Origin of the sequence: Trueperella sp. (assembly GCF_043424875.1) — a bacterium.
In the GTDB taxonomy this organism is placed as follows: domain Bacteria; phylum Actinomycetota; class Actinomycetes; order Actinomycetales; family Actinomycetaceae; genus Trueperella.
In genome coordinates this window covers 41528-66677 of the sequence record NZ_JBHWPL010000074.1, presented here as the reverse complement: position 1 = coordinate 66677, position 25150 = coordinate 41528, and the positions used below count along the sequence as shown (strand labels likewise).

General features: G+C 63.1%; 25 protein-coding genes. 18 read left to right on the top strand and 7 right to left on the bottom strand.

What is annotated here, in order from left to right:
• Positions 1–128 precede the first annotated feature (128 nt).
• From ACHFFR_RS07000 to pntB, 5 genes are all read left to right on the top strand, one after another.
• Positions 129–1028, top strand: coding sequence for a helix-hairpin-helix domain-containing protein (locus ACHFFR_RS07000; protein WP_394263550.1), 900 nt, complete (start codon positions 129–131; stop codon positions 1026–1028).
• A complete protein-coding gene (locus ACHFFR_RS06995) occupies positions 1028–3217 on the top strand; it encodes a ComEC/Rec2 family competence protein (RefSeq protein WP_394263549.1) in 2190 nt (729 codons plus the stop codon). The genes ACHFFR_RS07000 and ACHFFR_RS06995 overlap by 1 nt, the downstream gene beginning before the upstream one ends.
• A gap of 7 nt (positions 3218–3224) precedes the next feature.
• The gene (gene holA, locus ACHFFR_RS06990) at positions 3225–4181 is read left to right on the top strand and encodes a DNA polymerase III subunit delta (protein WP_394263548.1); all 957 of its coding nucleotides are present in this window, start codon (positions 3225–3227) and stop codon (positions 4179–4181) included.
• Positions 4182–4280: 99 nt separating this feature from the next.
• Positions 4281–5813: a Re/Si-specific NAD(P)(+) transhydrogenase subunit alpha gene (locus ACHFFR_RS06985; RefSeq protein ID WP_394263547.1), complete on the top strand. Its 1533-nt coding sequence runs from the start codon at positions 4281–4283 to the stop codon at positions 5811–5813.
• A 2-nt stretch (positions 5814–5815) separates the two neighbouring features.
• The gene (pntB, locus tag ACHFFR_RS06980; RefSeq protein ID WP_394263546.1) at positions 5816–7249 is read left to right on the top strand and encodes a Re/Si-specific NAD(P)(+) transhydrogenase subunit beta; all 1434 of its coding nucleotides are present in this window, start codon (positions 5816–5818) and stop codon (positions 7247–7249) included.
• A 79-nt stretch (positions 7250–7328) separates the two neighbouring features.
• On the opposite strand, the gene rpsT is transcribed toward pntB, so the two are convergent.
• From rpsT to ACHFFR_RS06950, 6 genes are all read right to left on the bottom strand, one after another.
• Positions 7329–7595: a 30S ribosomal protein S20 gene (rpsT, locus tag ACHFFR_RS06975; RefSeq protein WP_394263545.1), complete on the bottom strand. Its 267-nt coding sequence runs from the start codon at positions 7593–7595 to the stop codon at positions 7329–7331.
• A 237-nt stretch (positions 7596–7832) separates the two neighbouring features.
• Positions 7833–8045, bottom strand: a complete 213-nt coding sequence (locus ACHFFR_RS06970; RefSeq protein WP_394263544.1) for a CsbD family protein — start codon at positions 8043–8045, stop codon at positions 7833–7835.
• 163 nt (positions 8046–8208) lie between these two features.
• Entirely contained in the window at positions 8209–8907 is a 699-nt protein-coding gene (locus ACHFFR_RS06965; RefSeq protein ID WP_394263543.1) for a type II toxin-antitoxin system PemK/MazF family toxin, read from the bottom strand.
• On the bottom strand, positions 8908–9390 hold the full coding sequence (locus ACHFFR_RS06960; RefSeq protein ID WP_394263542.1) for a PH domain-containing protein: 483 nt from the start codon (positions 9388–9390) through the stop codon (positions 8908–8910). It abuts the gene before it with no gap.
• 107 nt (positions 9391–9497) lie between these two features.
• Positions 9498–10142: a hypothetical protein gene (locus tag ACHFFR_RS06955; protein WP_394263541.1), complete on the bottom strand. Its 645-nt coding sequence runs from the start codon at positions 10140–10142 to the stop codon at positions 9498–9500.
• Between the two features lie 12 nt (positions 10143–10154).
• On the bottom strand, positions 10155–10775 hold the full coding sequence (locus ACHFFR_RS06950; RefSeq protein ID WP_394263540.1) for an HAD-IA family hydrolase: 621 nt from the start codon (positions 10773–10775) through the stop codon (positions 10155–10157).
• 105 nt (positions 10776–10880) lie between these two features.
• Here ACHFFR_RS06950 and lepA point away from each other — a divergent pair, with 105 nt between their 5' ends.
• The 4 genes from lepA to ACHFFR_RS06930 are packed head-to-tail and all read left to right on the top strand — an operon-like array spanning position 10881 to position 15317.
• Positions 10881–12740, top strand: a complete 1860-nt coding sequence (gene lepA / locus ACHFFR_RS06945; RefSeq protein ID WP_394263539.1) for a translation elongation factor 4 — start codon at positions 10881–10883, stop codon at positions 12738–12740.
• Entirely contained in the window at positions 12737–13513 is a 777-nt protein-coding gene (gene trmB / locus ACHFFR_RS06940) for a tRNA (guanosine(46)-N7)-methyltransferase TrmB (RefSeq protein ID WP_394263538.1), read from the top strand. The genes lepA and trmB overlap by 4 nt, the downstream gene beginning before the upstream one ends.
• Positions 13506–14672: a radical SAM family heme chaperone HemW gene (gene hemW / locus ACHFFR_RS06935; RefSeq protein WP_394263537.1), complete on the top strand. Its 1167-nt coding sequence runs from the start codon at positions 13506–13508 to the stop codon at positions 14670–14672. The genes trmB and hemW overlap by 8 nt, the downstream gene beginning before the upstream one ends.
• A gap of 42 nt (positions 14673–14714) precedes the next feature.
• A complete protein-coding gene (locus ACHFFR_RS06930; protein WP_394263536.1) occupies positions 14715–15317 on the top strand; it encodes a hypothetical protein in 603 nt (200 codons plus the stop codon).
• A gap of 3 nt (positions 15318–15320) precedes the next feature.
• Here ACHFFR_RS06930 and ACHFFR_RS06925 read toward each other — a convergent pair whose 3' ends face one another.
• A complete protein-coding gene (locus ACHFFR_RS06925; RefSeq protein WP_394263535.1) occupies positions 15321–16187 on the bottom strand; it encodes a DUF3097 family protein in 867 nt (288 codons plus the stop codon).
• Between the two features lie 106 nt (positions 16188–16293).
• Between ACHFFR_RS06925 and hrcA the strand changes: the two genes are divergently transcribed.
• The 9 genes from hrcA to ACHFFR_RS06880 all read left to right on the top strand — a co-directional run bounded on the left by hrcA (position 16294) and on the right by ACHFFR_RS06880 (position 25149).
• Positions 16294–17310, top strand: coding sequence for a heat-inducible transcriptional repressor HrcA (gene hrcA, locus ACHFFR_RS06920; RefSeq protein ID WP_394263534.1), 1017 nt, complete (start codon positions 16294–16296; stop codon positions 17308–17310).
• Between the two features lie 8 nt (positions 17311–17318).
• On the top strand, positions 17319–18431 hold the full coding sequence (dnaJ, locus tag ACHFFR_RS06915) for a molecular chaperone DnaJ (RefSeq protein ID WP_394263533.1): 1113 nt from the start codon (positions 17319–17321) through the stop codon (positions 18429–18431).
• Positions 18428–19156, top strand: a complete 729-nt coding sequence (locus ACHFFR_RS06910) for a 16S rRNA (uracil(1498)-N(3))-methyltransferase (protein ID WP_394263532.1) — start codon at positions 18428–18430, stop codon at positions 19154–19156. Before dnaJ ends, ACHFFR_RS06910 begins: the two co-directional genes overlap by 4 nt.
• A gap of 10 nt (positions 19157–19166) precedes the next feature.
• Complete coding sequence (locus ACHFFR_RS06905; protein WP_394263531.1) at positions 19167–20120, top strand: PhoH family protein; 954 nt, start codon at positions 19167–19169, stop codon at positions 20118–20120.
• A 9-nt stretch (positions 20121–20129) separates the two neighbouring features.
• On the top strand, positions 20130–20642 hold the full coding sequence (gene ybeY, locus ACHFFR_RS06900) for an rRNA maturation RNase YbeY (protein WP_394263530.1): 513 nt from the start codon (positions 20130–20132) through the stop codon (positions 20640–20642).
• Positions 20639–21907, top strand: a complete 1269-nt coding sequence (locus ACHFFR_RS06895) for a hemolysin family protein (RefSeq protein WP_394263529.1) — start codon at positions 20639–20641, stop codon at positions 21905–21907. Before ybeY ends, ACHFFR_RS06895 begins: the two co-directional genes overlap by 4 nt.
• The gene (gene era / locus ACHFFR_RS06890; protein WP_394263528.1) at positions 21900–22817 is read left to right on the top strand and encodes a GTPase Era; all 918 of its coding nucleotides are present in this window, start codon (positions 21900–21902) and stop codon (positions 22815–22817) included. The genes ACHFFR_RS06895 and era overlap by 8 nt, the downstream gene beginning before the upstream one ends.
• Positions 22814–24319: an alpha/beta hydrolase family protein gene (locus tag ACHFFR_RS06885; protein ID WP_394263527.1), complete on the top strand. Its 1506-nt coding sequence runs from the start codon at positions 22814–22816 to the stop codon at positions 24317–24319. The genes era and ACHFFR_RS06885 overlap by 4 nt, the downstream gene beginning before the upstream one ends.
• A gap of 68 nt (positions 24320–24387) precedes the next feature.
• The gene (locus ACHFFR_RS06880) at positions 24388–25149 is read left to right on the top strand and encodes a PP2C family protein-serine/threonine phosphatase (RefSeq protein WP_394263526.1); all 762 of its coding nucleotides are present in this window, start codon (positions 24388–24390) and stop codon (positions 25147–25149) included.
• Position 25150 lies beyond the last annotated feature (1 nt).

The window sequence follows — 25150 nt, the reverse complement described above, 5'->3', positions numbered from 1 at the left end:
GCCAATCTTACGTGGCTACGCGGAGGCTCGCGCGGTGATTGTTGTCCACAGTGTGCGAAACGTCAGGATTCGGTGATCTGCTGTGGGTAGCCGAACGACGACGACCGACCGGCTCCCACAATGGGTTCATGACGTCTCCGCCTCCTCGCCGCCCGCCCTCGCGCCGTTCACCGCGCGTGCGCCACGGTGATGCTCACGATCGATGGGCGAAGATGGAATCGTTCACGCGTACTGCGTTGCGAGCCGGGGCGGGCGACGACGTCGGATCGCTGACCTCGACAGCAAAGAGGAAGCGATTCACCTTGGATGGCCGATCCTTGCGGTTGGTCGCCATCTTTGTCACGGTACTTGGGCTATCGGCCATGATCGCGGCCCTGTCCTCACGCTCGGTCGAGGTCTCGGCCATCGAACCAGTTGCTCCGTGCGAGGCCGGGTCGGCGGCTGACCACGCCTTGCCGGAAGCCGCGGGGTCCAGCGGATCGCTCGGCCCTAGTCCCAGTCCGCCGGCTAGAGGTGAGGGCTCAGGATGGGAGGGCTCAGCGCAGGGGAGCACAGTGCAGGAGAACTCAGCGGGCCCGGGGGAGGTTGTTGTTCACGTATCTGGGCAGGTAAATTCGCCCGGGGTGGTAACAATCGCTGCTCCTGGACGAGTTATTGACGCCGTCGAGGAGGCGGGCGGTCCGACGCCGGAGGCTGATCTCGCCCTCATTAATCTGGCGGAGCCGATCGCGGACGGCGCTCACATCCACGTGCCTGCCCACGGTGAAGGCGAGGCGATCGCGGGTGTGGCGGGCGGTGGTGAGCCGCCGGCCGCTTCCGGCGATCCGCCGGGAGCCGGAGTCAATATCAACACGGCCTCACAAGCCGAACTGGAGACCATCCCGGGCGTGGGACCGGTGACCGCGCAGGCGATTATCGCGTGGCGGGAGGATAACGGCGCCTTCAGTTCAGTCGAGCAGCTCATCGACGTCAACGGAATCGGACCGAAGACGCTCGAACAGTTGCGTGATCATGTCCGGGTGTCCTGATGCAGGACTACCGGTTGCTTTTGCCGGCGATCGTGGTGTGGACGATCGCGATCATCGGGCCACTCGACTACATTGCGCTTGGCCTTGTTGGACTGCTGGTCGTGCTGCTCGGGCTCTTGTCTCACAGGTGGTATGCCACCTTGATCGGCGTCGCGGTCGTCGCGGCAACGATGTCGGGTCTTGCCCACTCGCTCCTCAAAGAAAGCGACGTTCTCACGCGCAGCGCACAGGATTCCGCCGTCGTCACCGTAACCGGCGTGATCGATTCCCACCCCGAACGGCAGGGGGAGAACCTCACGGCCACCGCGCGCATCTACACGGTACAGGCGGGGGATATCACCTCCACGTCTTCTCAATCGGCTCTCTTGACGTGGCCTGACACCGAACTCTCGCGGGACACCCAATTCACCGGCTCCGGGCAACTGCGCCCGTTACCAGATGACTTCGCAGCCGTTGCCACACTCAACCTGACCGAGGTGAGACCGCTCAGCCAGGAGAGCGCCGCCGCTGGGATTCGGCGAGAATTACGGGACGCAGTTGAGGATAGGCCATGGCACGCCCAACTCATTCCGGGCGTGGTCGTTGGCGACGACACCGGCCTGCCCGAATACGCCGTCGAGGACATGCGGATCCTTGGCCTCTCACATCTGACCGCCGTCTCAGGCGCGCACATTTCCCTCGTCATCGCCGTCGTTCTCGCAATCGTCGGACGCAGACGCCCGGTACTCGCCGGAGCGCTCGCGGTGGTGGCTCTCGTCGGTCTCGTTGAACTCGTAGGGCGCGAAGCGTCGGTTCTCAGAGCCGGCTATATGGGAGTCTTCGTCTGCCTCGCGCTCGCGATCCGCCGAGCGACGACGGCCTTTCCCATCCTGTGCCTGACGGTGATCATCGTGGCGCTCGTCGACGTCGAACTCGCACGGAGCCTCGGATTTCAACTCTCGGCCGTGGCCACGGGCGCCATTATCGCCTTTTCCTATCCGCTCCAAGAACGCCTCGCGGAGCACATGCCAGGAGCGCTCGCGGACGTCTTGTCGATTTCCCTCGTCGCGGCGCTCGCCACGGGCCCGCTACTGCTTGCGATCCAAGAGCGGGCCTCGCTGTGGAGCGCGGCCGCCAACGCACTAGTTGCGCCGGTCATCGCGCCGCTGACGATCATCGGCATGGTCGGCGCGCTCCTCTTGCCCGTTGCGGCGTGGGCGGCGATGCCACTGCTGTGGGTGTGCGAGATCTTCACGGCATGGATGGCGGGCGTGACCTCCGCACTCGTTGGCCTGCCCGGCTCACACCTGCCCACCTACGTGGCGCTCATCGGCCACGGCGTGATGGCACTCGTCCTCGCAGTGACAGCATTCGTCGGGCTCACCCACTACGCCCTCACCGCGATCGCACTCCTGGCCGGCTCAGCCGCACTATCTCCCGCGCTGCAGAGCCAGCCCCAGCCAGAGGACTGGGAAGCGATCCAGTGCGACGTCGGCCAGGGCTCGGCATTCCTCGCACGGCGCGAGCCCGACGTCGTGCTCATTGACGCCGGGCCCGAAGGCGAACGAATATCCGAATGCCTTAGCGAAGCGGGAATCGATCGCGTGGATCTGCTCGTCATTAGCCATTTCGACGCCGACCACGTCCGCGGACTTGCCGAGCTCATCGCGGCCGTTGACATCGAGGAAGTCTGGTACTCCACGAACCTGCACCCGACGTACAACTCCAACTGGGCGATCGACCTCCTCGATCAGCACGCAATACCGCACGCGCACGTAACCGCGGGCACCGAATACCCGAGCAGCTCGGGCGAACCATTCGTCCGCATCGTCGGGCCGCGGGCGACGACCGGGGTCGAATCGACATCTAACGCCGATTCGCTCATCGCGCTGGTCACAACCGATTCACATCGCGTCCTCGCGCTCGCGGACGCACCATTTGAACGGCAACTCGCGCTTGTGGGCGAGGTTGAGGATATCGACGTCGTCATCGCCGGACACCACGGAGCCGCAGACCAAAGCGAGGAACTCGCGGAACGTTTGCGGCCACAGATCAGCATCTTTTCTGTAGGGGAGAACGACTATGGGCATCCGACACAACGCGCACTCGAGATCTGGGACGCGCCTATCACGGCCCGCACCGACCAATGCGGGACGATCACGATCACAGCCGGGCAGGTGGTCTCCGGGTGTCGGACGAACATGGAATAATGAGCGCATGGCAGACCTAGAACTATCCCCGATCATGCTGATCCAGAGTGGTGAGGACGTCCTCGGCGATCGCGCAGTCCGATCGGTGCGAACCTCCCTGCGCGCTCGTGATCCGAACACCGACGTCGTCGAGCTTGACGCCTCTGCCTACGCCGCCGGCGATCTAGACGCGCTCCTGACGCCCTCGCTCTTTGGTGAGCCCAAGGCCGTCGTCGTGCCAAATCTCGAAAAGGTCAACGCCGCATTTCAGGAAGATCTGCTCGGCTATATGTCGTCGCCGGACCCGGACTCGGTGCTACTGCTGCGGCACAACGGGGGAGTGCGCGGCAAGAAGGTGCTCGACGCACTCAAGCGCGCCAAGGTTCCATCAACGAAGATAGACAAGGTCAAGTACGCCAGCGACAAGGGCAAGATCGTCACTCAGGACGTGCGCAATGCCGGCAGGCGGATTACCCAGGACGCCGTCGAGGCGCTCGTCGCCGCGATGGGTTCTGACCTGCGCGAACTCCTCTCGTCCGTCAACCAGCTCCTTGCAGACGTGGAAGGGACAATCAACGAATCCCACGTGACCACGTATTTCGCGGGTCGGGTCGAAGCGACGGCCTTTAACGTGGCAGACGCCGTCGTCGTCGGGAATTCCGGGCGTGCGGTTGAACTGGCGCGCCACGCCATCGCCACGGGGAACTCGCCCGTGGCCATCGTCGGGGCGATCGCGGCCAAGTTCCGAGCGATGGCACAGGTTCTTGGCCAGCGCTCCTCGCACACGAAAGCGCGGCTGAAAATCAATGATTGGCAGGTCAAGCGCGCGAAATCAGACCTGCGCGGATGGAACAATGAGACCCTCGCGCAGGCGATCCGGATCATCGCGAAAGCGGACGCGGAAGTCAAGGGCGAATCGCGCGATCCCGAGTTCGCACTCGAGCGCGCAATCGTTGATCTGTCGAAGCTCAGAAAGCGCTCATAACGTGGTGTGCGTCATGCGCCAACGGTGCCGGAGGGCTATGCTGTAATTGGCCATTTGCCCCAATGTTGAGGCAAGGCATGAACTAATGAAGGAGTTAAGTTGCGCATAGGTGTACCTCGGGAGCCTGATGATCAGGCTCTGGTCGCCGCGACTCCCGACACGGTAGGAAAACTCATCAAACTCGGATATGAGGTCGTCGTTGAAAACGGCGCCGGTTCGAGTGCCAGTTTTCCCGATTCTCAATACGAGGACGTTGGAGCGCGGGTAGCAAGTAAGGAAGACGCATGGGCTGCGGACATTGTGACCACAATTGACGCACCCGCCGAAGCAGAGCTTGATCTCATGAGCCGTGGCGCCACGCTTATTTCGCGCATGGCTCCTGGGCGCAACGAACAGCTCTTGGACGCGCTTTCGAGCCGCGGCATCACGGGTCTGGCCATGGACATGGTGCCGCGAATTTCGCGCGCTCAGTCGATGGACGTGCTCTCGTCGCTCGCCAACGTCGCGGGATACCGCGCCGTCATCGAAGCTGCGACCAACTTCGGGCGCCTGTTCTCCGGTCAGGTCACCGCGGCCGGCAAGGTTCCGCCGGCCACCGTCTACGTGATCGGTGCGGGCGTGGCAGGTCTTGCCGCGATCGGAACGGCGAACTCGCTCGGCGCGATCGTCAAGGCAACGGATGTGCGCGCTGAGACCGCCGAGCAGGTTGAGTCGATGGGCGCGGACTTCGTAGCCATTCCCGCTGCCGCTCAGGAATCGTCCGACGGCTACGCCAAGGAAATGGGCCAGGAGCAGGCACAAGCGGCAGAGAAGCTATACACGGAGCAGGCTGCCGAAGCCGACATCGTCATCACGACGGCGGCAATTCCCGGCCGCAAGTCTCCGATTCTCTTGACGGAGGAAGCCGTGGCTGGAATGAAGCCGGGCTCCGTCGTCGTCGATATGGGTGCTGCGAACGGCGGAAACGTCGTCGGCTCGAGCCCGGACGAGGTCGTCGTGACGGACAACGGCGTGACGATCATCGGCTACACCGAGCTCGCCTCGCGCCTGCCCAGCCAGGCATCGCAGCTGTTCGGCCAGAACGTGGTGAACTTCTTCAAGCTCACGACGCCGGAAAAGGACGGCAACCTGCATCTGGATCTCGACGACGAGATCGTTCGCCAGATGCTTGTAACCCTCGAAGACCGCGTCATGTACCCGCCGCCGCCCGTTAAGGTCTCGGCGGCGCCCGCGCCCGCTGCCCAGCAGGACGTCGCGCAGGACGAGCCCGAGCCCGTGAAGGAAAAGTCGTGGGTCGCCAAGCACTGGTGGAAGCTCGCGGCGGTGGCCATCTTCGCGTGGCTCATCTTGACGGCGCCGCCAGGAATGAACACGCACTTCATCGTGTTCGTGCTGGCCGTCGTCGTCGGCTTCTACGTCATTACGGCCGTCACCCATTCCCTCCACACGCCACTGATGTCAGTGACAAACGCGATTTCGGGAATCATCGTGGTCGGAGCATTGCTACAAATATCCTCCGGCATGGTGGCCGTTCAGATCCTCGCATTCATCGCGGTTGCGGTGGCATCCATCAACATCTTTGGTGGATTCCTCGTCACCGAGCGAATGCTCAAGATGTTCCATAGGAGTTAACAATGGATTTGCTGACACTGGAACTACCTTTTGAGCTTCGCTTCCAGTCGCTGGCGTACATCGTCGCGGCTATTCTCTTCATCCTCGCACTAGCGGGCCTGTCCAAGCAGACGACGGCCCAGCGCGGTAACCGCCTCGGCATGATCGGCATGGTGCTCGCACTGCTTGCCACCGTCTGGGTGGTCATCGCTCACGCGGGGGACAACACCACGATCACGGTGATTTTGATTCTCGTTGCTCTGGGTATCGGCGCCGGAGTGGGAATCCCAGTCGCCCAGCGCGTGGAGATGACCGGGATGCCTGAGCTCATCGCGCTCTTGCACTCATTCGTGGGTCTTGCCGCGGTGCTGGTGGGCTACAACTCGTTCATCGAAACCCCGGGTGAAGATTCCATCTACAACGCCTTCCACATGGGCGAGGTTGGCCTTGCCGTGTTCATCGGTGCCGTGACGTTCACGGGATCGATCGTGGCGTTCCTCAAACTGTCCGGACGCGTGAGCGGTGCTCCGCTGATGCTCCCGGCCCGCCACTGGCTCAACGGCGCAGCGATTATCATCTCGGTCGGCCTGATCGTATGGTTTGCGCACACGCGTTCGCTGACCAGCGGCCTCATCCCGTTGATCATCCTCACGATCATCGCACTGCTCATCGGCGTGCACCTGGTTGCCGCCATCGGCGGTGGCGACATGCCCGTGGTCGTGTCCATGCTCAACTCGTACTCGGGCTGGGCGGCCGCGATGGCCGGCTTCACGCTGGGCAATGATCTGCTCATCATCACCGGTGCGCTAGTTGGTTCCTCGGGTGCGTACCTGTCCTACATCATGTCCAAGGCGATGAACCGCTCGTTCATCTCCGTCATTCTGGGCGGCTTCGGCTCCGACGGCGCCGTGACTGGCGAGGGCAGGGACTACGGCGCGCATCAGGAGACGACGGCCGACGAGGTCGCGGAACTGCTCAAGGATGCGTCCAAGGTCGTCATCACGCCAGGCTACGGCATGGCCGTTGCACAGGCACAGTACCCGGTCGCGTCGATGACGGAGAAGCTGCGCGATCAGGGCGTTGACGTCTCCTTCGCCATCCACCCGGTGGCTGGCCGACTGCCCGGACACATGAACGTGCTCCTGGCGGAAGCGAACGTTCCGTACGACATCGTGTTCGAGATGGACGAGGTCAACGACGAGATGGCCCAGGCCGACGTCGTGCTCGTCATCGGCGCGAACGACACGGTCAATCCATCCGCCGAAGAACCCGGATCGCCGATCGCGGGCATGCCCGTCATCAAGGTCTGGGAGGCGAAGAACGTGATCGTCTTCAAGCGCTCGATGGGCAATGCGGGTTACGCCGGCGTGCAAAATCCGCTGTTCTTCAACGAGAACACGAAGATGCTCCTCGGCGATGCCAAGGATTCGGTGGATCAGATCAACCAGCACATCTAGCGGTTTTGAGGCCGAGCGGCCTCAAGACACAACGTGAGGGGCGGACCAACCGGTCCGCCCCTCACGTTATACGAAGAAACTAGCCTTCGATCGATGCAACGAGCTTGGCAAGCTTGGACTTGCGATTCGCTGCATTGTTCTTGTGGAGAACTCCCTTGGAAACAGCCTTGTCGAGCTTGCGGCTAGCAATGCGGAGCGACTCCTGCGCTTCCTCAACGTTGCCAGCTTCCACAGCCTCGCGGGTCTTACGGACGAGCGAGCGAACCTCGGTCTTGTAAGCCTTGTTGCGGACGCGGCGCTTCTCGTTGGTCTTGTTTCGCTTGATCTGGGACTTAATGTTTGCCACTGATAACTCTTTCGTTTTGCTTGGTGGCCTCGTGGGCCTCGGTCGGTTGAGGGCTTGCCATCTTCGGACTGAGGCGTGGGGCGCCCGTGGAAAGAAGAGTGACCGGACCTTTCACCCGACCAGGTTCAAAGTCCAATAGGCAACTCTAGCAAACGTAAAGGCGCCGCAAAAGCGAGGATGCCGGTGCATCTGCTCACTTTTGCGGCGCCGAAGTCACGTGGCACCTAGGCCGAGGTCTTACTTATCGTCGGTCAGCTTCTCTTCAGCTTCAACAGCCTTTGCCTTCGCGCCGTCACGGGCGTCAGCGCCGGTGTTCTTCACGTCAGCCGAAGCCTGATCCTTCTTGCCGTCGAATTCCATCGACTTGTTGTCAGTCGCGTCTCCGATTGCTTCCTTGGCCTTGCCCATAGCAGACTGTGCGCCGTGCTTGATGTCATCCTTGAAGCCCATGGTTGTCTCCTTTACGTGTACAACTCAGATCAGTTGCGATCTGCTTACCTCACCAACACTAGGGAGCCAACCTTGGAAAAGTCTGAAAATGGTTGAATCTGCATCTAAAATGCGCTGTGCGCGCAAGCGGCGGCGCACACACGCCCAGTGTGTGCAGTTCGGACTAGCCGTGCAGATTCTTCAGGGCCCGCACCACGTCGTCGTAGATATCCTTGCGCAGGAACGAGCCTTCGCGGCGGATCTGATCCATGTGCGCAACGAGCAGGCGGTCGAGCCTAACCTCGGACGGCCGACCCTTGTGATCCCATTCGCCGGAGCCCACGTCCATCCAGTGCCGGCCCCACTTGGCTTCCCACTCGGCGTCGTGCGTGTTGTCCTTCGACGTCATCTGACTGAAGATAACGTGCTCCTCCGAATCGGCGAGCACCAGCACGGGGCGGTCCTTGCCGCGCCCGTCGTTCTCGTCGAACGGCACCCACGCCCACACAACCTCGCCGGGATCGGGCGCTCCGTTGCGCTGCGGCTCGTACTCGAAATCGGGCAGGCCCAAGCGGGCGACGTCGTATTCAATCGCGCGATCGCGGGGGCCTGGAAGCTTTCCCGACGACGATCCGCGGCTCTTATTCGAACCCTTGGCTTGGGAGCCCTTGGTTTGCGAGCGTGTGCCCTGCGAGCCTTTCGACTGCGAGCCCTTGGCCTTCGTGCCTTCGGCCTTGTCATTTCGAGCCTCGGCCTCGCGCCTTGAGCGCAATCCCGCCTGCGTGCGCCGCCCGAGCTCCTTTCGGACGTTGCGCTGGACGTCTCGCACCACGCGCCGGCCCACCTGGCCGGCGACGTTCTTCAGTGAATTCATGAATGACATTTAGTCCTCCTGCGTGAATGGCGTGAGCAGTCTTGCCTTGAAATCCTCCACGGCAGGCACATGGCGGAACGTGAGCGTGCGGCCGGTATCGGTGGTGATGATGAGCGAGCCCGTCTTGGCGAGTCGGTCCACGACGTCGGTCTCGATCGTGAGGTCTTTGATGTCCGCGCGCTGAATCTCGGTGATCGTTTTCTTGAGGAAGCCAGAGCGCGCGATGAGGCGCTTGTCAGTGATGGTGTACGTGGAGGTCATCCACTGCAGGAGCGGGTAGACGAGCACCAAAATGAGCAAAACGATCCCGGTGATGCCGATCGCCCAGTGCGCCCACGGGTACAGCGAATCCGGTAGGACGATCATTGCGACGACGACGGCCACGATTGTCAGCAGCGCGCCGAGCGCGTTCCCGGCGAGCGCCTTGGGGTGCTCGCGCACATGCCGCCGCGCTACGTCGCCTTTTGCGAGAAGTTCTTCGGGTACGTCCATGGAGCCCATTCTACGCAGTTCGCAGCGCGGTGCCGTGCTCTGTCGGATTGTTCAGTGCAGCAAACAGCGCGGCGCTGCAACCGGTTCTCAGACAGGGTGGCGCGGCCCTACAGCCACAGCAGCAACGCGACGATGATGAGGAACCCGATCACGGGGATCGAGACCAACGTGATTCCAGCGCTGACGATCGTCCAGCGCAGATCATCCTTGAGGTGCGGGACGTTCTCTATGCCGCCCGCCGAGGCAATCGCTGCGCGTTGCGCGGCCTCGAGGCGCGACATGAAGGTGTTCTTCCGATTCGTCGCCTCAAGCTCGGCGGCGCGCTGACGTTCGCGGCTCTTGAGTAGCTCAGCCTCGTGTCGCATCGCCTCGGAGTTCGGGCCGGGAATGACCACGCCCTGTTCGTCAATCACAACACCCTCGCCGCCGCCCGCGCTGATCTCGCCGGCGTTCTGGGGAGGGTTCATGATGCGGTTGTAGCGCTCGATGGCTTGCGCGGAATACGCGTCAAGGCGGCTCTCGAGCCGCTGGCGGCGCACCGCGAAGAAGATCAGCACGGCCGTCAGAACCACGCCGACGCCGAAGGGCAACCATCCACCGACTCCGCCGTGCCGCTGCCCGGCCATCCACCCGGTGATCAGCAACAACGCGTTGCCTGCGGCCGACATCGCCACGAGCACCTTTCCAGGCAGGCGAGACAGCCGCTCAATCGCGGGGAGGAACAGATTCATTGATCCGGCGCCAAGACTCATGGTCGTATTGTGTCACGCCCGCCCGTCGAGAACCGGAATCAGTTCGCTAAGAACCTTAATCGTGCCCGGCTCCTCGCCCCTGTGGTCGAGGAGGAATGCCCGGCACCCGGCTGCCTTGGCCGCCTCGATATCGATCTCTCGATCGCCCACGCAGATCACGGTGGCGGGATTGAGATCGTGCCGTTCCATGAGGGTGGTCAACATCGTCGGATCCGGTTTACGCGGCAGCCCATCGGGGGCACACACCATGTCGTCGACGTCGAGTCCAAGGCCGGCGAGCAGCGTCTCGGCGGATTCGCGATCGCGGTGCGTCGCAATGAGGTTCAGGCCACCAGCCTCGTGCACGGCATCCATCACCGTGGTGGCACCGCCCATGACGGGCGCCGGATGGGTCTTCCAGTACTCTTTCAACGCCGCGTACTCGCGGCGCATCTCATCGATATCCGCCCCGTACACTCGCGCAAGAGTCTCCATGGCGTGATCGATCGACGTCGTGCGTAATCTGGCAACTTCCGACAGCTGCGCCGACGACGGTTGGTCGGTTGCGTATCCAACTCGCGCAAGCATGTGGTCGACTTGCGGGTACGTGTCAACGAGCGTGCCGCCCATGTCCCAAATGATGTGTCGATACATGGAAACAAGTGTGTCACGTGACGGGAGAAATTCACACGATTCAAAGCGCTTGTGCCTCGGGCGCGCTGGTATCGTTAAGGACGACTATTTCTTATAAGGAGTTTCGTGCCAGTTTCTAACGCTGCTGAGCTGAAAGAGATTCAGCCGTCCACCACGGACCAAGAGCGGATCCGCAATTTCTGCATCATCGCTCACATTGATCACGGCAAGTCCACCCTTGCCGATCGAATGTTGCAATTGACTGACATCGTCACAGCTCGCGAGATGCGCGAACAGTATCTGGACCGGATGGATATCGAGCGCGAGCGCGGCATCACCATTAAGTCGCAGGCCGTGCGCATGCCGTGGTCAGTGGACGGCCAGGCCTACGTGCTCAACATGATTGACACGCCTGGGCACGTCGATTTCGCCTATGAGGTCTCGCGCTCGCTCGCCGCGTGCGAGGGAGCAATCCTGCTCGTGGACGCGGCGCAGGGAATCGAGGCTCAAACTCTTGCCAATTTGTACATGGCAATGGAAAACGACCTCACGATCATCCCGGTGCTGAACAAGATTGATCTTCCGGCTGCTAATCCGGAGAAGTACGCCGCCGAGATCGGCGGGTTGCTGGGTATGGATCCCGACGACGTCCTGCGCGTGTCCGGTAAGACCGGCGACGGCGTCGAGCAGCTTCTCGACCGGATCATCGAAGAGATTCCTGCGCCCACAGGCCAGCCCGACGGCGAAGCTCGCGCCATGATTTTTGACTCCGTCTACGACTCCTACCGCGGAGTCGTCACCTACGTGCGAGTGGTTGATGGCAATCTCGAGCCTCGCCAAAAGGTGCAGATGATGTCCACACGCTCCGACCACGAGCTCTTGGAGATCGGCGTCATTTCGCCCGAGCCGAAACCGGCCGCGGGCCTGGGCGCCGGTGAGGTCGGCTACCTGATTACCGGCGTGAAGGAAGTGCGCCAGTCGCGCGTGGGCGATACGGTCACCGACGCGCAAAAGCCCGCCGAACAGGCGCTGGCCGGTTATCGCGATCCGAAGCCGATGGTGTTTTCCGGCATCTATCCGATCGACGGCTCGGACTACCCGGGCCTTCGCGATGCCCTCGATAAGCTCAAGCTCAATGACGCGGCCTTGACCTACGAACCCGAGAACTCGGTGGCACTTGGCTTTGGCTACCGCTGCGGATTCCTTGGCTTGCTCCACCTCGAAATCATCACCGAGCGCCTCGAGCGCGAGTTCGATCTTGACCTCATCGCCACCGCGCCGTCGGTGGTCTACCGGGTGATCGCCGAGGGCGGGGACGAGCACATCGTTTCCAACCCGTCGGAGTTCCCCGAAGGCAAGATCCAAACGATCTTTGAGCCGATGGTCAACGCGACGATCTTGACGCCGTCGGACTACGTGGGCGCGTCAATGGATCTGTGCCAGCAGCGCCGCGGAAACCTTCAGGGCATGGACTACCTGTCCGAGGATCGCGTGGAGCTGCGCTACCGCCTGCCACTGGCCGAGATCGTCACCGACTTCTTCGACCAGCTCAAGTCCCGCACCCGCGGATACGCCTCCCTCGATTACAAGGAAGAGGGCGAGCAAGAGGCCGATCTCGTGAAGGTGGACATCCTGCTCAACGGCGAGAAGGTCGACGCCTTCTCCGCGATCGTTCACCGCGATGACGCCTATCGCTACGGCGTGCAGATGACGGGCAAACTCAAGGAACTCATCCCGAGGCAACAGTTCGAGATCCCGCTTCAGGCGGCGATCGGCACTCGCATCATCGCCCGCGAGACCATTCGCACGCTGCGCAAAGACATGCTCGCCAAGTGCTACGGCGGCGATATCTCTCGTAAGCGCAAGCTCCTCGAGAAGCAGAAAGAAGGAAAGAAGCGCATGAAATCCATCGGGCGCGTGGACGTGCCGCAGGAGGCCTTCGTGGCGGCGCTGTCCTCAGACATGCCGGAATCGAAGAAGAAATGACCGAGCAGAACCCGAACTACGGGCGAATTAGATCATTTACCAGGCGCGGCTCGCGTCTGGGGGATAAGTACGAGGCCGTCATGGCCGAGTACGGCTCGCGGTACGTCATCGACTACCCGGAGGGGCCCGCGCAGACGACCATTGCCGACGACGCCCACATCGACCTCATCGCCGAGTTTGGCCGGCCGGGTCCGCTCGTCGTCGAAATCGGCCCTGGCTCGGGCGAACAGACAATCGCAGCCGCGCTTGCCCGCCCGGAGTGGAACTTCCTCGCGATCGAGGCGTGGGCTCCCGGCGTCGCGCGCTGCGTGAACGCGGCCGTGCGCGAGGGCGTGCGCAACGTTCGGCTGATGGAAGTCGACGCCGCCCAGGCGCTGCCCATCCTTTTCCGCGAGGGTGAAGGCGCGAATCCGCGCGCGGTGGAACTGTGGACGTTCTTCCCCGATCCGTGGCGTAAAACGCGCCACCACAAGCGCCGCCTCGTCAGCGATGAATTTGCCGCGACGGCCGCGCTGGTCCTCCAGGCGGGCGGCACGTGGCGGATGGCCACCGACTGGGCGGACTACGCGTGGCAGATGCGCGACGTCGTGCAAAACAGCCCGCAGTTCCGCAACCCGTTCTCGCAGAAGAACCACGATCCCGCCGATCAGGGCCAGTACCAGGGCGGCTTTGCCGACCGCTGGAATGGGCGCGTCATGACGCGCTTTGAGCGGCGAGGAATTGAGGCCGGGCGCAAGATTTACGACATCGAAGCGATCCGCGTTAGTGGCTAACCCCTTCGAGCTCGCACGCATCGCCGGGCCCGTCAACGATCTATCGGCCTACGTCCACATCCCGTTCTGCTCCGTTCGGTGCGGGTACTGCGACTTCAACACGTACACGAACGTCGATTTTGGCGGGGGAGCGAGTGCGAACCGCTTCGCCGCGACGATCGTGCGGGAAATCGAGATGGCGGGCCAGATCCTCGAACCGGCCGCGCCGCTTGAGACCGTCTTTTTCGGCGGGGGCACGCCAACCCTGCTACCGGCTACGGACCTTGCCCTCATCCTCGAGGCGCTGGGCGCGACGTTCGGCGCCCCCACCGGGGAAGTGACTACGGAGGCGAACCCCGAATCGGTGACGAAGGCGGATCTCGCGGCGCTACAAGCTGCCGGCTTCACGCGCGTCTCCTTCGGCATGCAGTCCGCGCGCCCGCATGTGCTGGAGGTCCTCGACCGCCTGCACACACCCGGTCAGGTCGACGCCGTCACGCACTGGGCACGCGAGCTCGATCTCGAGTTTTCCGTGGACCTCATCTATGGCGCGCCGGGGGAGTCGCTGGAGGACTGGCAGGCCTCACTCGAGGCGGCCATCGCGCTCGAGCCGGGCCACATTTCCGCCTACGGCCTGACGATCGAAGAGGGCACGAAGATGGGCGCTCAGGTGCGCCGCGGCGAACTGCCCGAGCCCGATCCAGACGAACTCGCCGCGAAGTACGAGATGGCAGACGAGGCCCTCAGTGCCGCCGGATATGAGTGGTACGAGGTATCCAACTGGGCCAAGCCCGGCAAGGAGTCTCAACACAATCGCGCATACTGGACAAACGCCAACTGGTGGGGATTCGGGCCGGGCGCGCACTCGCATATTGACGGCTCCCGGTTCTGGAATATCAAGCACCCCATCGCCTATACTGGCAAGCTCGAAGGCGGAGATTTCCCGATCGGCGGCGGCGAGGCGCTCTCGGATATTGAACGAGCTGAGGAAGACATCATGCTCGGCATTCGTCTCAACGATGGCATCCTCGTCCCTGACCACACGCCCAGTGACGTCATCGCATCGTTGATCGCCGACGAGCTCATTGACGGGCGAGCGGCACTCACCGGGCGAATCCGCCTCACACGGCGTGGCCGACTTCTGGCAGACACAGTGATTCGTACGCTGTGGGATACCTGATCGGAGAGACTCATTATTCTTCGCGATTACATAGTTATTGGAATGCTCCTCTTGCTGGTTGGCATTCCGCTCGTCTATACACTCCACACGCTCTTGTCGAAGAACACGCAGGGCACGTGGGATGAAGCATCGCGACTGAAGGGCCGCATGCGCTCGGAGGGCTGGCGAGTTCAGGACACCGTGGACAACCTCGCGATGTTCCTTCTCAATTCCAAAGAGCTCCCACGTTTTTGGCCCATCACTGAAAAGGCGGCCGGAATCGAGGCCATCACCGCACGGCGGAGCACGCCGATGTGGCGAGCAGGTTCGTTCGTTGCGCCCTCGGTCGGTACGCACATGTTCTTCACGATCGAGCTTCCGCAGCGCTCGGACGGCAGCGAAGCGGAATTTGAGGAGGCGCTTGTGCGGCTCGACGACGACGGCGACCTCACCTACGAAGGCGCCGGAGACGTGCCGGCCTACCTCACGTCTGACGTGCGCAGGTTCCTCCTCGAGTGGCCGGGCTTGCAGGCCACGCACTTTTGGGGAGACACGATTACCTACATGTTCGACGGGAAGCGCCAGGATCAGGTCGAACGTATCAAGACGATCGAAGCCAAGGCGAGCCAGATTATCCGGCTCATCCCGAACGCCGCCTGGAAGTAGGCCTTACACGCCGCTCGGCGCGGTGACGAAGTCGATGAGTTCTTCCATCCGGCCCAAAAACGCGGGCTCAAGGTCGCGGTAGTCGCGCACCGAATCCAAGATTCGCTTCCAGCCCAAGCCGACGTCCTCCTGGGTCTCATGCGGCCAGCCAATGCGGGCGAGGGTGCCCACCTTGATGTCCTCGCCGCGCGGAACGCTCGGCCATGACCCGAGCCCGATCACGGACGGCTTGATTGCCTGCCAAATGTCGACGTACGGGTGGCCAAGAACCAGCACGCCGGGCATCGCCTGCACCCTGGCCGCAATGCGAGACTCCTTTGATCCGGCAACGAGGTGGTCGAGCATGATGCCGGCCCGGCGGTCGTTCGTCGGCCCGAAAGCGCTCAGGATCTCCTCGAGGTTGTCGGCGCCGAAGAGCTCTTCGATCATGATGCCTTCGTAGGCGAGGTCGGAGCCCCAGATCTTCGAGATGAGTTCGGCGTCGTGCTTACCCTCCACCCAGATGCGAGACGCCTTGGCCACGCGCGCCTCGTGGTCCACGTGAAATGATCCGGAAGCGGTGATCTTCCTCCCAGCAGGCTCCTGCTTCGGCGCGGGCGGCACGAGGTTCACGGCCTGACCTTCGAGCCAGAATCCAGGGCCGAGGGGAAAGGATCGGCGCGCGAAGTCGCCGTCCTCGAGCTCCATCTGCCACTGACCCGCCACCTTGCGCACGGCCATTACTTCGCCCACGAATCCCGATGCGGGTTCCTCGAGTACCATGCCGACCTCAACGGGCAGCGTTCGGTGCTTCGGTGCGCGTGAATCACCGGACAGGACGTCCTGACCGTATCGATCGATCGAAAAACCATGAGTTCCAGATGTGGGCATAGCCATTAGCGTAGCCAACTTCTGGAACTGGATATTTACCAGACACGGCGTAGAATTGGCACTCGGAAGTGGAGAGTGCTATCTCCGGGAACTGAAAGGGGTGTGTGTGGCTCACGATCGGCGAGCGTTGGTTCTCAACGCGATTGTGCAGGATTACGTGAAGACCGGTGAGCCGGTCGGCTCGCGCGTCGTCGTCGAACGACACCGCCTTGGCGTTTCCCCGGCGACGGTTCGCAACGACATGGCCGCCCTCGAGGAGCAGGGCCTGATTGCGCAGCCGCACACGTCGGCTGGCCGCGTGCCCACTGACGCCGGATACCGCAAGTTCGTGGACCAGATCGCCGAGCTCAAACCGCTGACCCGCGGGGAGCGTGCGGCGATCGAGAAGATGCTCTCCGAGGCAGTGGATCTCGACGACGTCATCGCGCGTTCCGTCCGCCTCCTCGCCTCGATCACGGACCAGGTGGCCGTGGTCCAGTACCCGTCCCTGCGCCGTACGGCCGTGCGCCACATTGAGCTCGTGCCGCTGAGCGAAACCCGAGCGCTCGTCGTCATCATCACCGACGCCGGCCGTGTGGAGCAGCGCATCGTCACCACCGAATCCGGCCTCTCGGACGAGCAGTTCGCCACCTTGCGAGCAACGCTCAACGAGGAAATCTCGGACCACCAGCTGGCCGAGCTACCCGACGCGCTCACGCGGGTTGAGGCCCGCCTACCCGACGAGCTTCGCCCCGCGGCGCGCACCGTCGGGCGCGCACTCGAAGATACGCTGCGCAACGAGGCTGAAGAGCGCGTCGTCGTGGCTGGAACGGCAAACCTGACCCGATACGACATCGATTTCGAGCGGACGATCTATCCAATCCTCGACGCGATCGAGGAGCAGGTGGTGCTGTTGCGGATGCTCGCGCACAAGGAGGACGGGCTGCACGTTGGCATCGGTTCGGAGAACGTGAGTGATGCTTTCAGCGAAACCTCTGTGGTGTCCACCAACTATGTGGGCGCAGACCAGCAAACTGTTGCGCGACTTGGCATTATTGGACCGACGCGAATGGACTATCCCGCGACGATGTCTTCCGTCTACGCCGTCGCGAAGTACCTATCCGACATTCTTTCAGCAAATTGAGGACATACGTGGCTGATTACTACGACATTCTGGGCGTGGCGCGCAATGCGACCTCGGCCGAAATTAAGAAGGCGTACCGCAAGAAGGCGCGCGAACTTCACCCCGACGAGGCGGGCGGTGGCTCGCCCGAAGAGTTCAAGGAAGTCAACAAGGCATACGAGGTGCTCTCGAACGACGAGAAGCGCCAGCTCTACGACCTGGGCGGCGAAGACGCGCTGTCTGGCAACGGCTTCGCAGGCGCCGGGTTCGGCGGATTCCAAGATATTTTCGATACCTTCTTCGGTGGCGGGAACACGCGCCGGGGCCCGGCTTCGCGCACGCGCCGCGGCCAAGATTCCCTCGTCGGCCTCGACCTTTCGCTTCAGGACGTCGTGTTCGGCGTGGAGAAGGAGTTCAAGCACGACGCCGTCATCGAGTGTCCGCATTGCCACGGCCACATGACAGAGCCGGGCACGGATCCGGTTCCGTGTACGAACTGCGATGGCACGGGAACCACCCAGCGCCTTACGCAGTCGCTGTTTGGGCAGGTTATGGCTCAGACGACGTGCGGCCAGTGCCAGGGCTACGGCACCGTGATCGTCACGCCGTGTGGCGAGTGCTCGGGAGAGGGGCGCATTCGCGCCTCGCAGTCGGTGTCCGTCAACGTTCCCGCGGGAGTGGAAAACGGCATGCGGATTCGCATGGCGGGGCGCGGCGACGCCGGAATCGCCGGCGGCCCTCCGGGGGATCTGTTCGTCGAGATGCGCGTGGCCTCCGATCCCGTCTTCACCCGCGAGGGTGATGATCTGCTGTGCACGCTCGAGGTTCCGATGACCTCCGCTGCGCTCGGCACGACGATCAACATCGAGACGTTCGACGGCGAGCAGGCCATCGAACTTGAGCCCGGCACGCAGGCTGGTCACGTCCAGCGTCTCGACGGGCTTGGCGTGGGCAGGCTTCACCGCAACGGCCGCGGCGATCTCAAGGTTCACGTTCAGGTGACGACGCCGACGAAGCTCGACTCGCGCCAGCGTGAGCTCCTCGAGGAGTTCGCACAGGCCCGCGGGGACAACGGTGGCTTGCTCGTCCAGACGTCGTCGTCGGTTTTCTCCCGCCTCAAGGAACGCTTCACCGGCCGATGACCCGAGCTCTCTACCTCGATCCCGACCTCGCCGAGTCTGGCTACGTGAGTCTTGGCGGCGCCGAAGGGCGCCACGCGGCGACAGTTCGGCGCACGCAGGTGGGCGATCAGATCGATATCGCGAATGGCCGCGGGCTGCGGCTGACGATTGAGGTCGACCACGTGTCGAAGGACGACGTCGCCGGCCCGGTCATCGCCTCCGTCGAGGAAGAGGCCGCGCGGCCGCGCCTCGTCATCGTCCAGGCCTTGGCCAAGGGCGGGCGCGATGAGCAGGCGGTCGAAACCTGCACCGAGTTCGGCGCCGATGCGTTTATCCCGTGGATGTCCGAGCGGACGATCGTGCGCTGGTCGGATCCCAAGCGTGCCGAGAAGGGGCGCGCGAAACTGGCGGACACGGCGTGGGCGGCTGCCAAGCAGTCCCGGCGTGCGTTCGTGCCGGGCGTCGAGCCCGTGGTGACGACCAAACAGCTGGTGGAGCGCGTGCGCGAGTTTCCAGGCGCGGTCTTGGTGTGCCACGAGGAGGCAAGCGAGCGACTCGTGGATATTCTCGACGACTCGGCCGAGCAGATCATGGTGATCGTTGGCCCCGAGGGCGGCATCAGCGGCGCGGAGGTCGAGGCGCTGAACGGCGCCGGCGCACACAGCGTGCTCCTTGGCGAGCACGTGTTGCGCTCAGCTACGGCAGGCGCATGGGCGAGCGCCGTGGTCAGGGCAAGGCTCAGTTAGTATGGCAGTGATGGAATCTAAGGCAACCGTGACAGTCCCGGATCGTATTCCGATGATTAACATCCTCGGACACCGCGACGAAGTATTGCGCGCCCTCGAAAAGGGCCTCGACCCCGTTGAGATCCACGTGCTCGGGCACGACATGACGCTGTCTGGCCCGGAAGCCGATGTCGCACTCGCCTCGGACCTCATGCAGGAACTCATCTCCGTGACAGGCACCGGCGAGCACCTGACTGTCGATGCCGTGGAACGTGCGATCACGATCTTGCGCTCCGGACTCGCCAAGCCGACCGATCTGCTGAACACGGACATCCTGACCAATCGCGGCAAGACCATCCGCCCGAAGTCCCTGGGGCAAAAGGCGTACGTGGATGCGATCGACGCGAACTCGATTGTCTTCGGTATCGGCCCGGCGGGCACGGGCAAGACATACCTCGCCATGGCCAAGGCCGTCGTCGCGCTTCAAAAGAAGGAAGTCTCGCGCATCGTCCTCACCCGCCCGGTGGTCGAAGCCGGCGAATCGCTTGGCTACCTGCCAGGCTCGCTCAACGACAAGATCGATCCCTACATGCGCCCGCTCTACGACGCGCTGTACGACATGATTGACCCGGACGCCATCCTCAAGCTGCTTGCGGCGGGAACGATCGAGGTGGCGCCGCTGGCCTACATGCGCGGGCGCACGCTCAACGACGCGTTCGTCATCCTTGACGAGGCGCAGAACACGACGCCCGAGCAGATGAAGATGTTCCTGACCCGCCTCGGCTTCAAGTCGAAGATGATCGTCACGGGCGATCTGACCCAGGTGGATCTGCCGAAGAACCAGACCTCTGGCCTGGGGCTCGTGCGCCGCATCCTGCGAGATGTGGACGGCATCCAGTTCATCGAGCTCGGCTCGGCGGACGTCGTTCGCCATCGCCTCGTGGCCGATATTATCGACGCCTACGCGCGGTTCGATGCAGAGTAGGGGAGCCTAATGATTGAGGTTAATGACGAATCCGGGTTCGAGCCGGCGGTAGGCGCCGTCGAACTCTCAGAACTCGCGGCCTACGTGCTCGATGAGATGCGCGTCCATCCGCAGGCAGACCTGTCGATCCTGCTCGTCGACGAGGCGCAGATGGAAGTTCTGCACAAGGAATGGATGGATCTGCCCGGGCCGACCGACGTCATGTCGTTCCCCATGGACGAGCTGCGCCCAGCCCCCGTGGGCACGGAACCAAAGCCCGGCATGCTCGGCGACATCGTCGTGTGCCCGGCGGTGGCAGCCCGTCAGGCCCTCGAATCTGGCCACGCGACGATGGAGGAGATCCTCCTGCTGGTCACGCACGGCATGCTGCACCTGCTTGGTTATGACCACGCAGAAGAAGAGGAGAAGAAGGAGATGTTCGACCTGCAACGTCGCCTCCTACTGACGTTCCTCGCACGCAAACCGCACACCGCTAGCTCGGGCGATATCGACGACGTCGCACCGGTCATGGATGACGAATGATAGAAGCTGAAGTTTCCCCCGTACTTATTGGAGTCCTCACCGCCATTGCGCTGCTGCTGGCCGTTCTCGCCGGCATCATCATTCAGGCGCTGAACTCCGTTTCCCGCATGCGCATCAAGCAGATCGTGGAGGAGGACGCGGGCGAGCGCAGACTCGACAAGATCTACGATCGCCGGCCGGCCGCGCTGGCCTCGGTGTCCGCGGTCCGCAACTTCTTCGTCATGATCGTGGCTCTCGGTGTGAGCACCTTCGTGGCCGACTACGTGCACACGCTGTGGAGTGTCTGGCTCATCACGCTCGCCGTGGCAACCGCGCTCTTCATGCTCGGCGCCATCCTGCTTCCCGCCGACCTTGGCCACAAGCATTCGGTCAAGATCCTCAACGGGACGGCCTGGTTCGTGTGGCCGCTGACCCGCATCGGGTCGATTTTCGTGACCCGCCGCGAGCCGGACGAGGAGGAGCGCGAATCGCGCCACGAACGCGAGCTGCAGGTCATGGTTGAGCGCGTGTCCGAGTCGGAGGTTCTCGAAGACGACGAACGCTCGATGCTCCAAAACATCTTCGAGCTCTCTGACACGATCATCCGCGAGGTCATGGTCCCGCGTACCGACATGGTGACGATCGACGACGACCAGTCGCTGGAGAAGGCGATCTCGCTGTTCACACGCTCGGGCTTTTCGCGCATCCCCGTGATCGGCGAGAACGTGGATGACCTCAAGGGCGTGCTCTACATGAAGGACGTCATCCGCCGCACCCATCGCCGCACGGATACCGAGGGTCTGGTGACCTCCGACGTCATGCGCGAGGCCCAGTTCGTGCCCGAATTCATGCTCGCGGACGAGCTGCTCGAGTTCATGCAGATCAACCAGAACCACATCGCGTTCGCGGTGGACGAGTACGGCGGCATCGCCGGCATGGTCACGATCGAGGACATCGTCGAGGAGATCGTGGGCGAGATGGTCGACGAGCACGATCCCGCCCAGCCCGAGATCGAGGAGCTGGACGAGGGCACGTATCGCGTGCCTGCCCGCATGCCGATTGACGACATCGTGGACCTATTCAACATTGATTTCGACGACGACGACGTCGACACGATTGGCGGCCTCCTGACCAAGAGTCTGGGCCGGATACCGATCCGCGGCTCGGAGACCGAGGCCGCAGGCCTCCTACTCAAGGCCGACAGGTTCGAGGGGCGCAAGAAGCGCCTATCGACGGTCATTGTGCAAGAAGCCCCGAAGGTGGAGGACGCCGACGATGATGAATGAGTACCCTGACGGCTTCCGGGCGGGCTTCGTGTCCGTCGTCGGACGCCCGAACGCCGGCAAGTCCACGCTGATGAACGCGATGGTCGGCACGAAGATCGCGATTACCGCGGATCAGCCCGAGACCACCCGCCGCGTCATTCGCGGCATCGTGCATCGCGACGACGGCCAGCTCATCCTCGTGGATACCCCCGGCATGCACCGCCCGCGCACGCTCCTTGGCGAACGCCTGAACGACATGGTGGGCCAGGCGCTGTCGGACGTGGACGCCGTCGTGCTGTGCATGCCCGCCGACGAGCCGGCAGGCCCGGGAGACCGCTACATCCTCGACGCCGTCGCCAAGACCGGCGCGCCGATTTTTGCCGTGCTGACCAAGACGGACCGGGTCACGCGTGACGCGCTCGCCGAACGCATCGTCGAGGTCTCGCAGATGCACGAGTTCGCCGAGATCGTGCCGGTCTCGGCCGTCGCGGGGGAGCAGGTCGAGCTTCTTGCCGATCTGCTCATTGAGCGCATGCCGGAAAGCCCGCCGCTGTACCCGAAGGACACGATCACCGACGAGACGGAAGAAGAACTCATTGCAGAGCTCATCCGCGAGGCAGCCCTCGTGGGCGTGCGCGAGGAACTGCCGCACTCGATCGCCGTCGTCGTCGAAGAAATGAACGAACGGCCACGCAAGAAGGGCGATGACCGCCCGCCAGTCATGGCGATCAACGCGCATCTGTTCGTTGAACGCCAATCGCAGAAGGGTATCGTGATTGGCAAGGGAGGCCAGCGCATGAAGCGCGTTGGCCAGCAGGCCCGCGAGGGGATCGAACGATTGCTCGGCCAGCCCGTCTATCTCGATCTGCACGTCAAGGTGGCAAAGGAATGGCAGCGCGATCCAAAGATGTTGGGGCGACTTGGATTTTGAGCAAGGCTAAGAGGGCGCCGCGGCGGCGGTTGCCGCTGGTAGTCACTTGGCTCGTTGCCGTCCTCATCCTCGGCGTCTGGGGTCTGTGGGCCGGGCCGGGCTGGAATCCGCAGCCGATGACGAACCTCATTATTCCCACGACGTCCTCCACTCACATCACCTCCGCCGTTCCCACCCCGTACCTAGAAACGTACGAGGTTCAAGAGTCGGTGCACGAGGTCGAGGGCCCGAACGGGCAGACGATCAAGGTGACCCTGCGCGAACCCGTGGGGGCTGATGGGCAGCGCCCCGGCGTCGTGTTCCTCCACGGAACCGGAACGTCCACGCACCAAGCCTTCACCCAGCAGGCGCACTGGCTGGCGTCGGCCGGCATCGTGACGGCGGTGCCGGACAAGCTTTTGGACGAGTACACGACCCTCTCGCGCAACTACGAAGAACTCGCTGAGGGATACCACATCGTGGGGGATTGGCTGCGCGAGCAAGCCTCGGTGTATCAGCGCGACGTGGGTTATTACGGCGAGTCGGAAGGTGCGCTCGTGGCGCCGATTTCCGTGGTGCGAGATCAGCGCACGGCCTTCCTAATCCTCGTGTCGGACCCCGTCATGCCGATCCGCGATCAGGGCGCGCTGGCGGCCGACGCGTACCTGCGCGAACTCGATGCGCCCGGGCAGATCTACAACGCCATCCCGCGCCTGATTTCCGGAGCGCTTGCCGACGGCAACTTCCTGTACGCGAATTTCGATCCGAGCCCCTATCACCGGCAGATCACCGTGCCGGTGCTCATGGCCTATGGCACGAACGACTTGTCGATGCCCATCGTTCAGGGGCCGATCATGATGGCCGAGGATCTTTCGGAGGCGGGTAACTCCGACCTCATCCTTCGCTACTACGACGGCGCCGATCACGGATTGCGTATCGACGGGGAACTGCAGCCGGCCGCGTATCAGGACATCTCCGACTTCATCAACGGGTTGCCAAGCTCGGTGCAGATGAGCAACGAGGTGGCCGGCGCCCAGCCCCGCCAAGACTACGTGGCGCAAACCGTAGCGACGCCGCGCTGGTTCGGCTCGGGCGACGCGATGATCACGCTGCTGGCCGCGGGCGTGCTACTGACCGTCGTCGGGGCAACGATGACGATCGTGGGTCGAACGCCGATCCTTGGCCACCAGCAAACGTACCGCGGCGTGGGCCGGCCGATCGTTGCCAGTTCGATCGTCGTCATCCTCGCCTGGGTGGCGTTCCTCGCCTACATCGTGGCGCTTGCCAACCTCGCGCTGTCCTATGAGACCAACCGCTGGGTGGTACAAGGCGGGTGGCTCTTCGTTCAGATCCTCGCGCTCGGGGCCGTGTATCTGCTCGTGCGCGCGATGCGAATCTGGCGGACCAAGCCCATGTTCACCCGCGAAGCCGGGGCGAATCTTCGAGTGCTGTTCACCGGGCAGATCCTGCTGTTGTTCGCCCTTGCCTATTGGGGCGTGTACCCGAGCCTCTTCTCCGTCTAGGGTAGGGCTCTCCCCGGCAAAACTTCAGGCGCGCGCGTAGGATGGTGCTCGACCTGCAAGGGGGGCTCGTGGCCAAAATACTTAGTGCACAGGCGGTTTCGGTGTCAGACACCGGCCGCGTGCGAGCGCGCAACGAAGATCGGATATTCACCTCGGAGCGCCTCTTTGTCGTGGCCGATGGCATGGGTGGGCATACGCTCGGGGACGTGGCAGCCCAGTGCGCGATCGACGCCGTGGCGGCGATCGAACAAGACCTCGATTCTTATTCGGTCGAGGATCGCAAGTCGGCGATCAAGATCGCACTGATCGAAGCGGCGGACCAGATTTGCCGCCACCTCGATGGGGTCTTGCCGGGCAGCACGGAAACTCGCATCCTCAACTTCGGCCAAGCCGCCGGCACAACCGTGGCCGGCCTTCATCTGGGGGAGCGCCCGCTCGTCTTCCACGTTGGCGATTCCAGGGTCTACCTGTACCGCGATCAGGAACTGAGCCGGCTTACCCGCGACCATTCGCTCGTTCAAGAGATGGTCGACGCCGGTGAGATCACCGACGACGAAGCGCACACCCACCCCCGCCGGAGTATCATCACCCGAGCCATCGGAACGTACGGACCGCCCGCCGTCGACTTCGCGGAGGTCGATCTAAAGGTCGGCGATTTCGTTATCCTGTGTTCAGATGGGCTCACCGACGAGCTCACGGACGCCGAAATGACGCGCATCCTTCGCGATGCAATCGACATGGACGAGGCGATCAATCGGCTCGTCTCGGAAGCCCTCGCCTCCGGGGGCCGCGACAACATCTCAATCGTTCTTGCACACATAGGAGAATGAC

Bases quoted from the DNA above. Each gene is read 5' to 3' on its own strand.
- ACHFFR_RS07000 (WP_394263550.1), top strand. From the start codon at position 129: ATGACGTCTCCGCCTCCTCGCCGCCCGCCCTCGCGCCGTTCACCGCGC.
- ACHFFR_RS06995 (WP_394263549.1), top strand. From the start codon at position 1,028: ATGCAGGACTACCGGTTGCTTTTGCCGGCGATCGTGGTGTGGACGATC.
- holA (WP_394263548.1), top strand. From the start codon at position 3,225: ATGGCAGACCTAGAACTATCCCCGATCATGCTGATCCAGAGTGGTGAG.
- pntB (WP_394263546.1), top strand. From the start codon at position 5,816: ATGGATTTGCTGACACTGGAACTACCTTTTGAGCTTCGCTTCCAGTCG.
- ACHFFR_RS06970 (WP_394263544.1), bottom strand. From the start codon at position 8,045: ATGGGCTTCAAGGATGACATCAAGCACGGCGCACAGTCTGCTATGGGC.
- ACHFFR_RS06965 (WP_394263543.1), bottom strand. From the start codon at position 8,907: ATGTCATTCATGAATTCACTGAAGAACGTCGCCGGCCAGGTGGGCCGG.
- ACHFFR_RS06960 (WP_394263542.1), bottom strand. From the start codon at position 9,390: ATGGACGTACCCGAAGAACTTCTCGCAAAAGGCGACGTAGCGCGGCGG.
- ACHFFR_RS06955 (WP_394263541.1), bottom strand. From the start codon at position 10,142: ATGAGTCTTGGCGCCGGATCAATGAATCTGTTCCTCCCCGCGATTGAG.
- ACHFFR_RS06950 (WP_394263540.1), bottom strand. From the start codon at position 10,775: ATGTATCGACACATCATTTGGGACATGGGCGGCACGCTCGTTGACACG.
- trmB (WP_394263538.1), top strand. From the start codon at position 12,737: ATGACCGAGCAGAACCCGAACTACGGGCGAATTAGATCATTTACCAGG.
- ACHFFR_RS06930 (WP_394263536.1), top strand. From the start codon at position 14,715: ATGCTCCTCTTGCTGGTTGGCATTCCGCTCGTCTATACACTCCACACG.
- ACHFFR_RS06925 (WP_394263535.1), bottom strand. From the start codon at position 16,187: ATGCCCACATCTGGAACTCATGGTTTTTCGATCGATCGATACGGTCAG.
- ACHFFR_RS06910 (WP_394263532.1), top strand. From the start codon at position 18,428: ATGACCCGAGCTCTCTACCTCGATCCCGACCTCGCCGAGTCTGGCTAC.
- ACHFFR_RS06905 (WP_394263531.1), top strand. From the start codon at position 19,167: ATGGAATCTAAGGCAACCGTGACAGTCCCGGATCGTATTCCGATGATT.
- ybeY (WP_394263530.1), top strand. From the start codon at position 20,130: ATGATTGAGGTTAATGACGAATCCGGGTTCGAGCCGGCGGTAGGCGCC.
- ACHFFR_RS06895 (WP_394263529.1), top strand. From the start codon at position 20,639: ATGATAGAAGCTGAAGTTTCCCCCGTACTTATTGGAGTCCTCACCGCC.
- era (WP_394263528.1), top strand. From the start codon at position 21,900: ATGAATGAGTACCCTGACGGCTTCCGGGCGGGCTTCGTGTCCGTCGTC.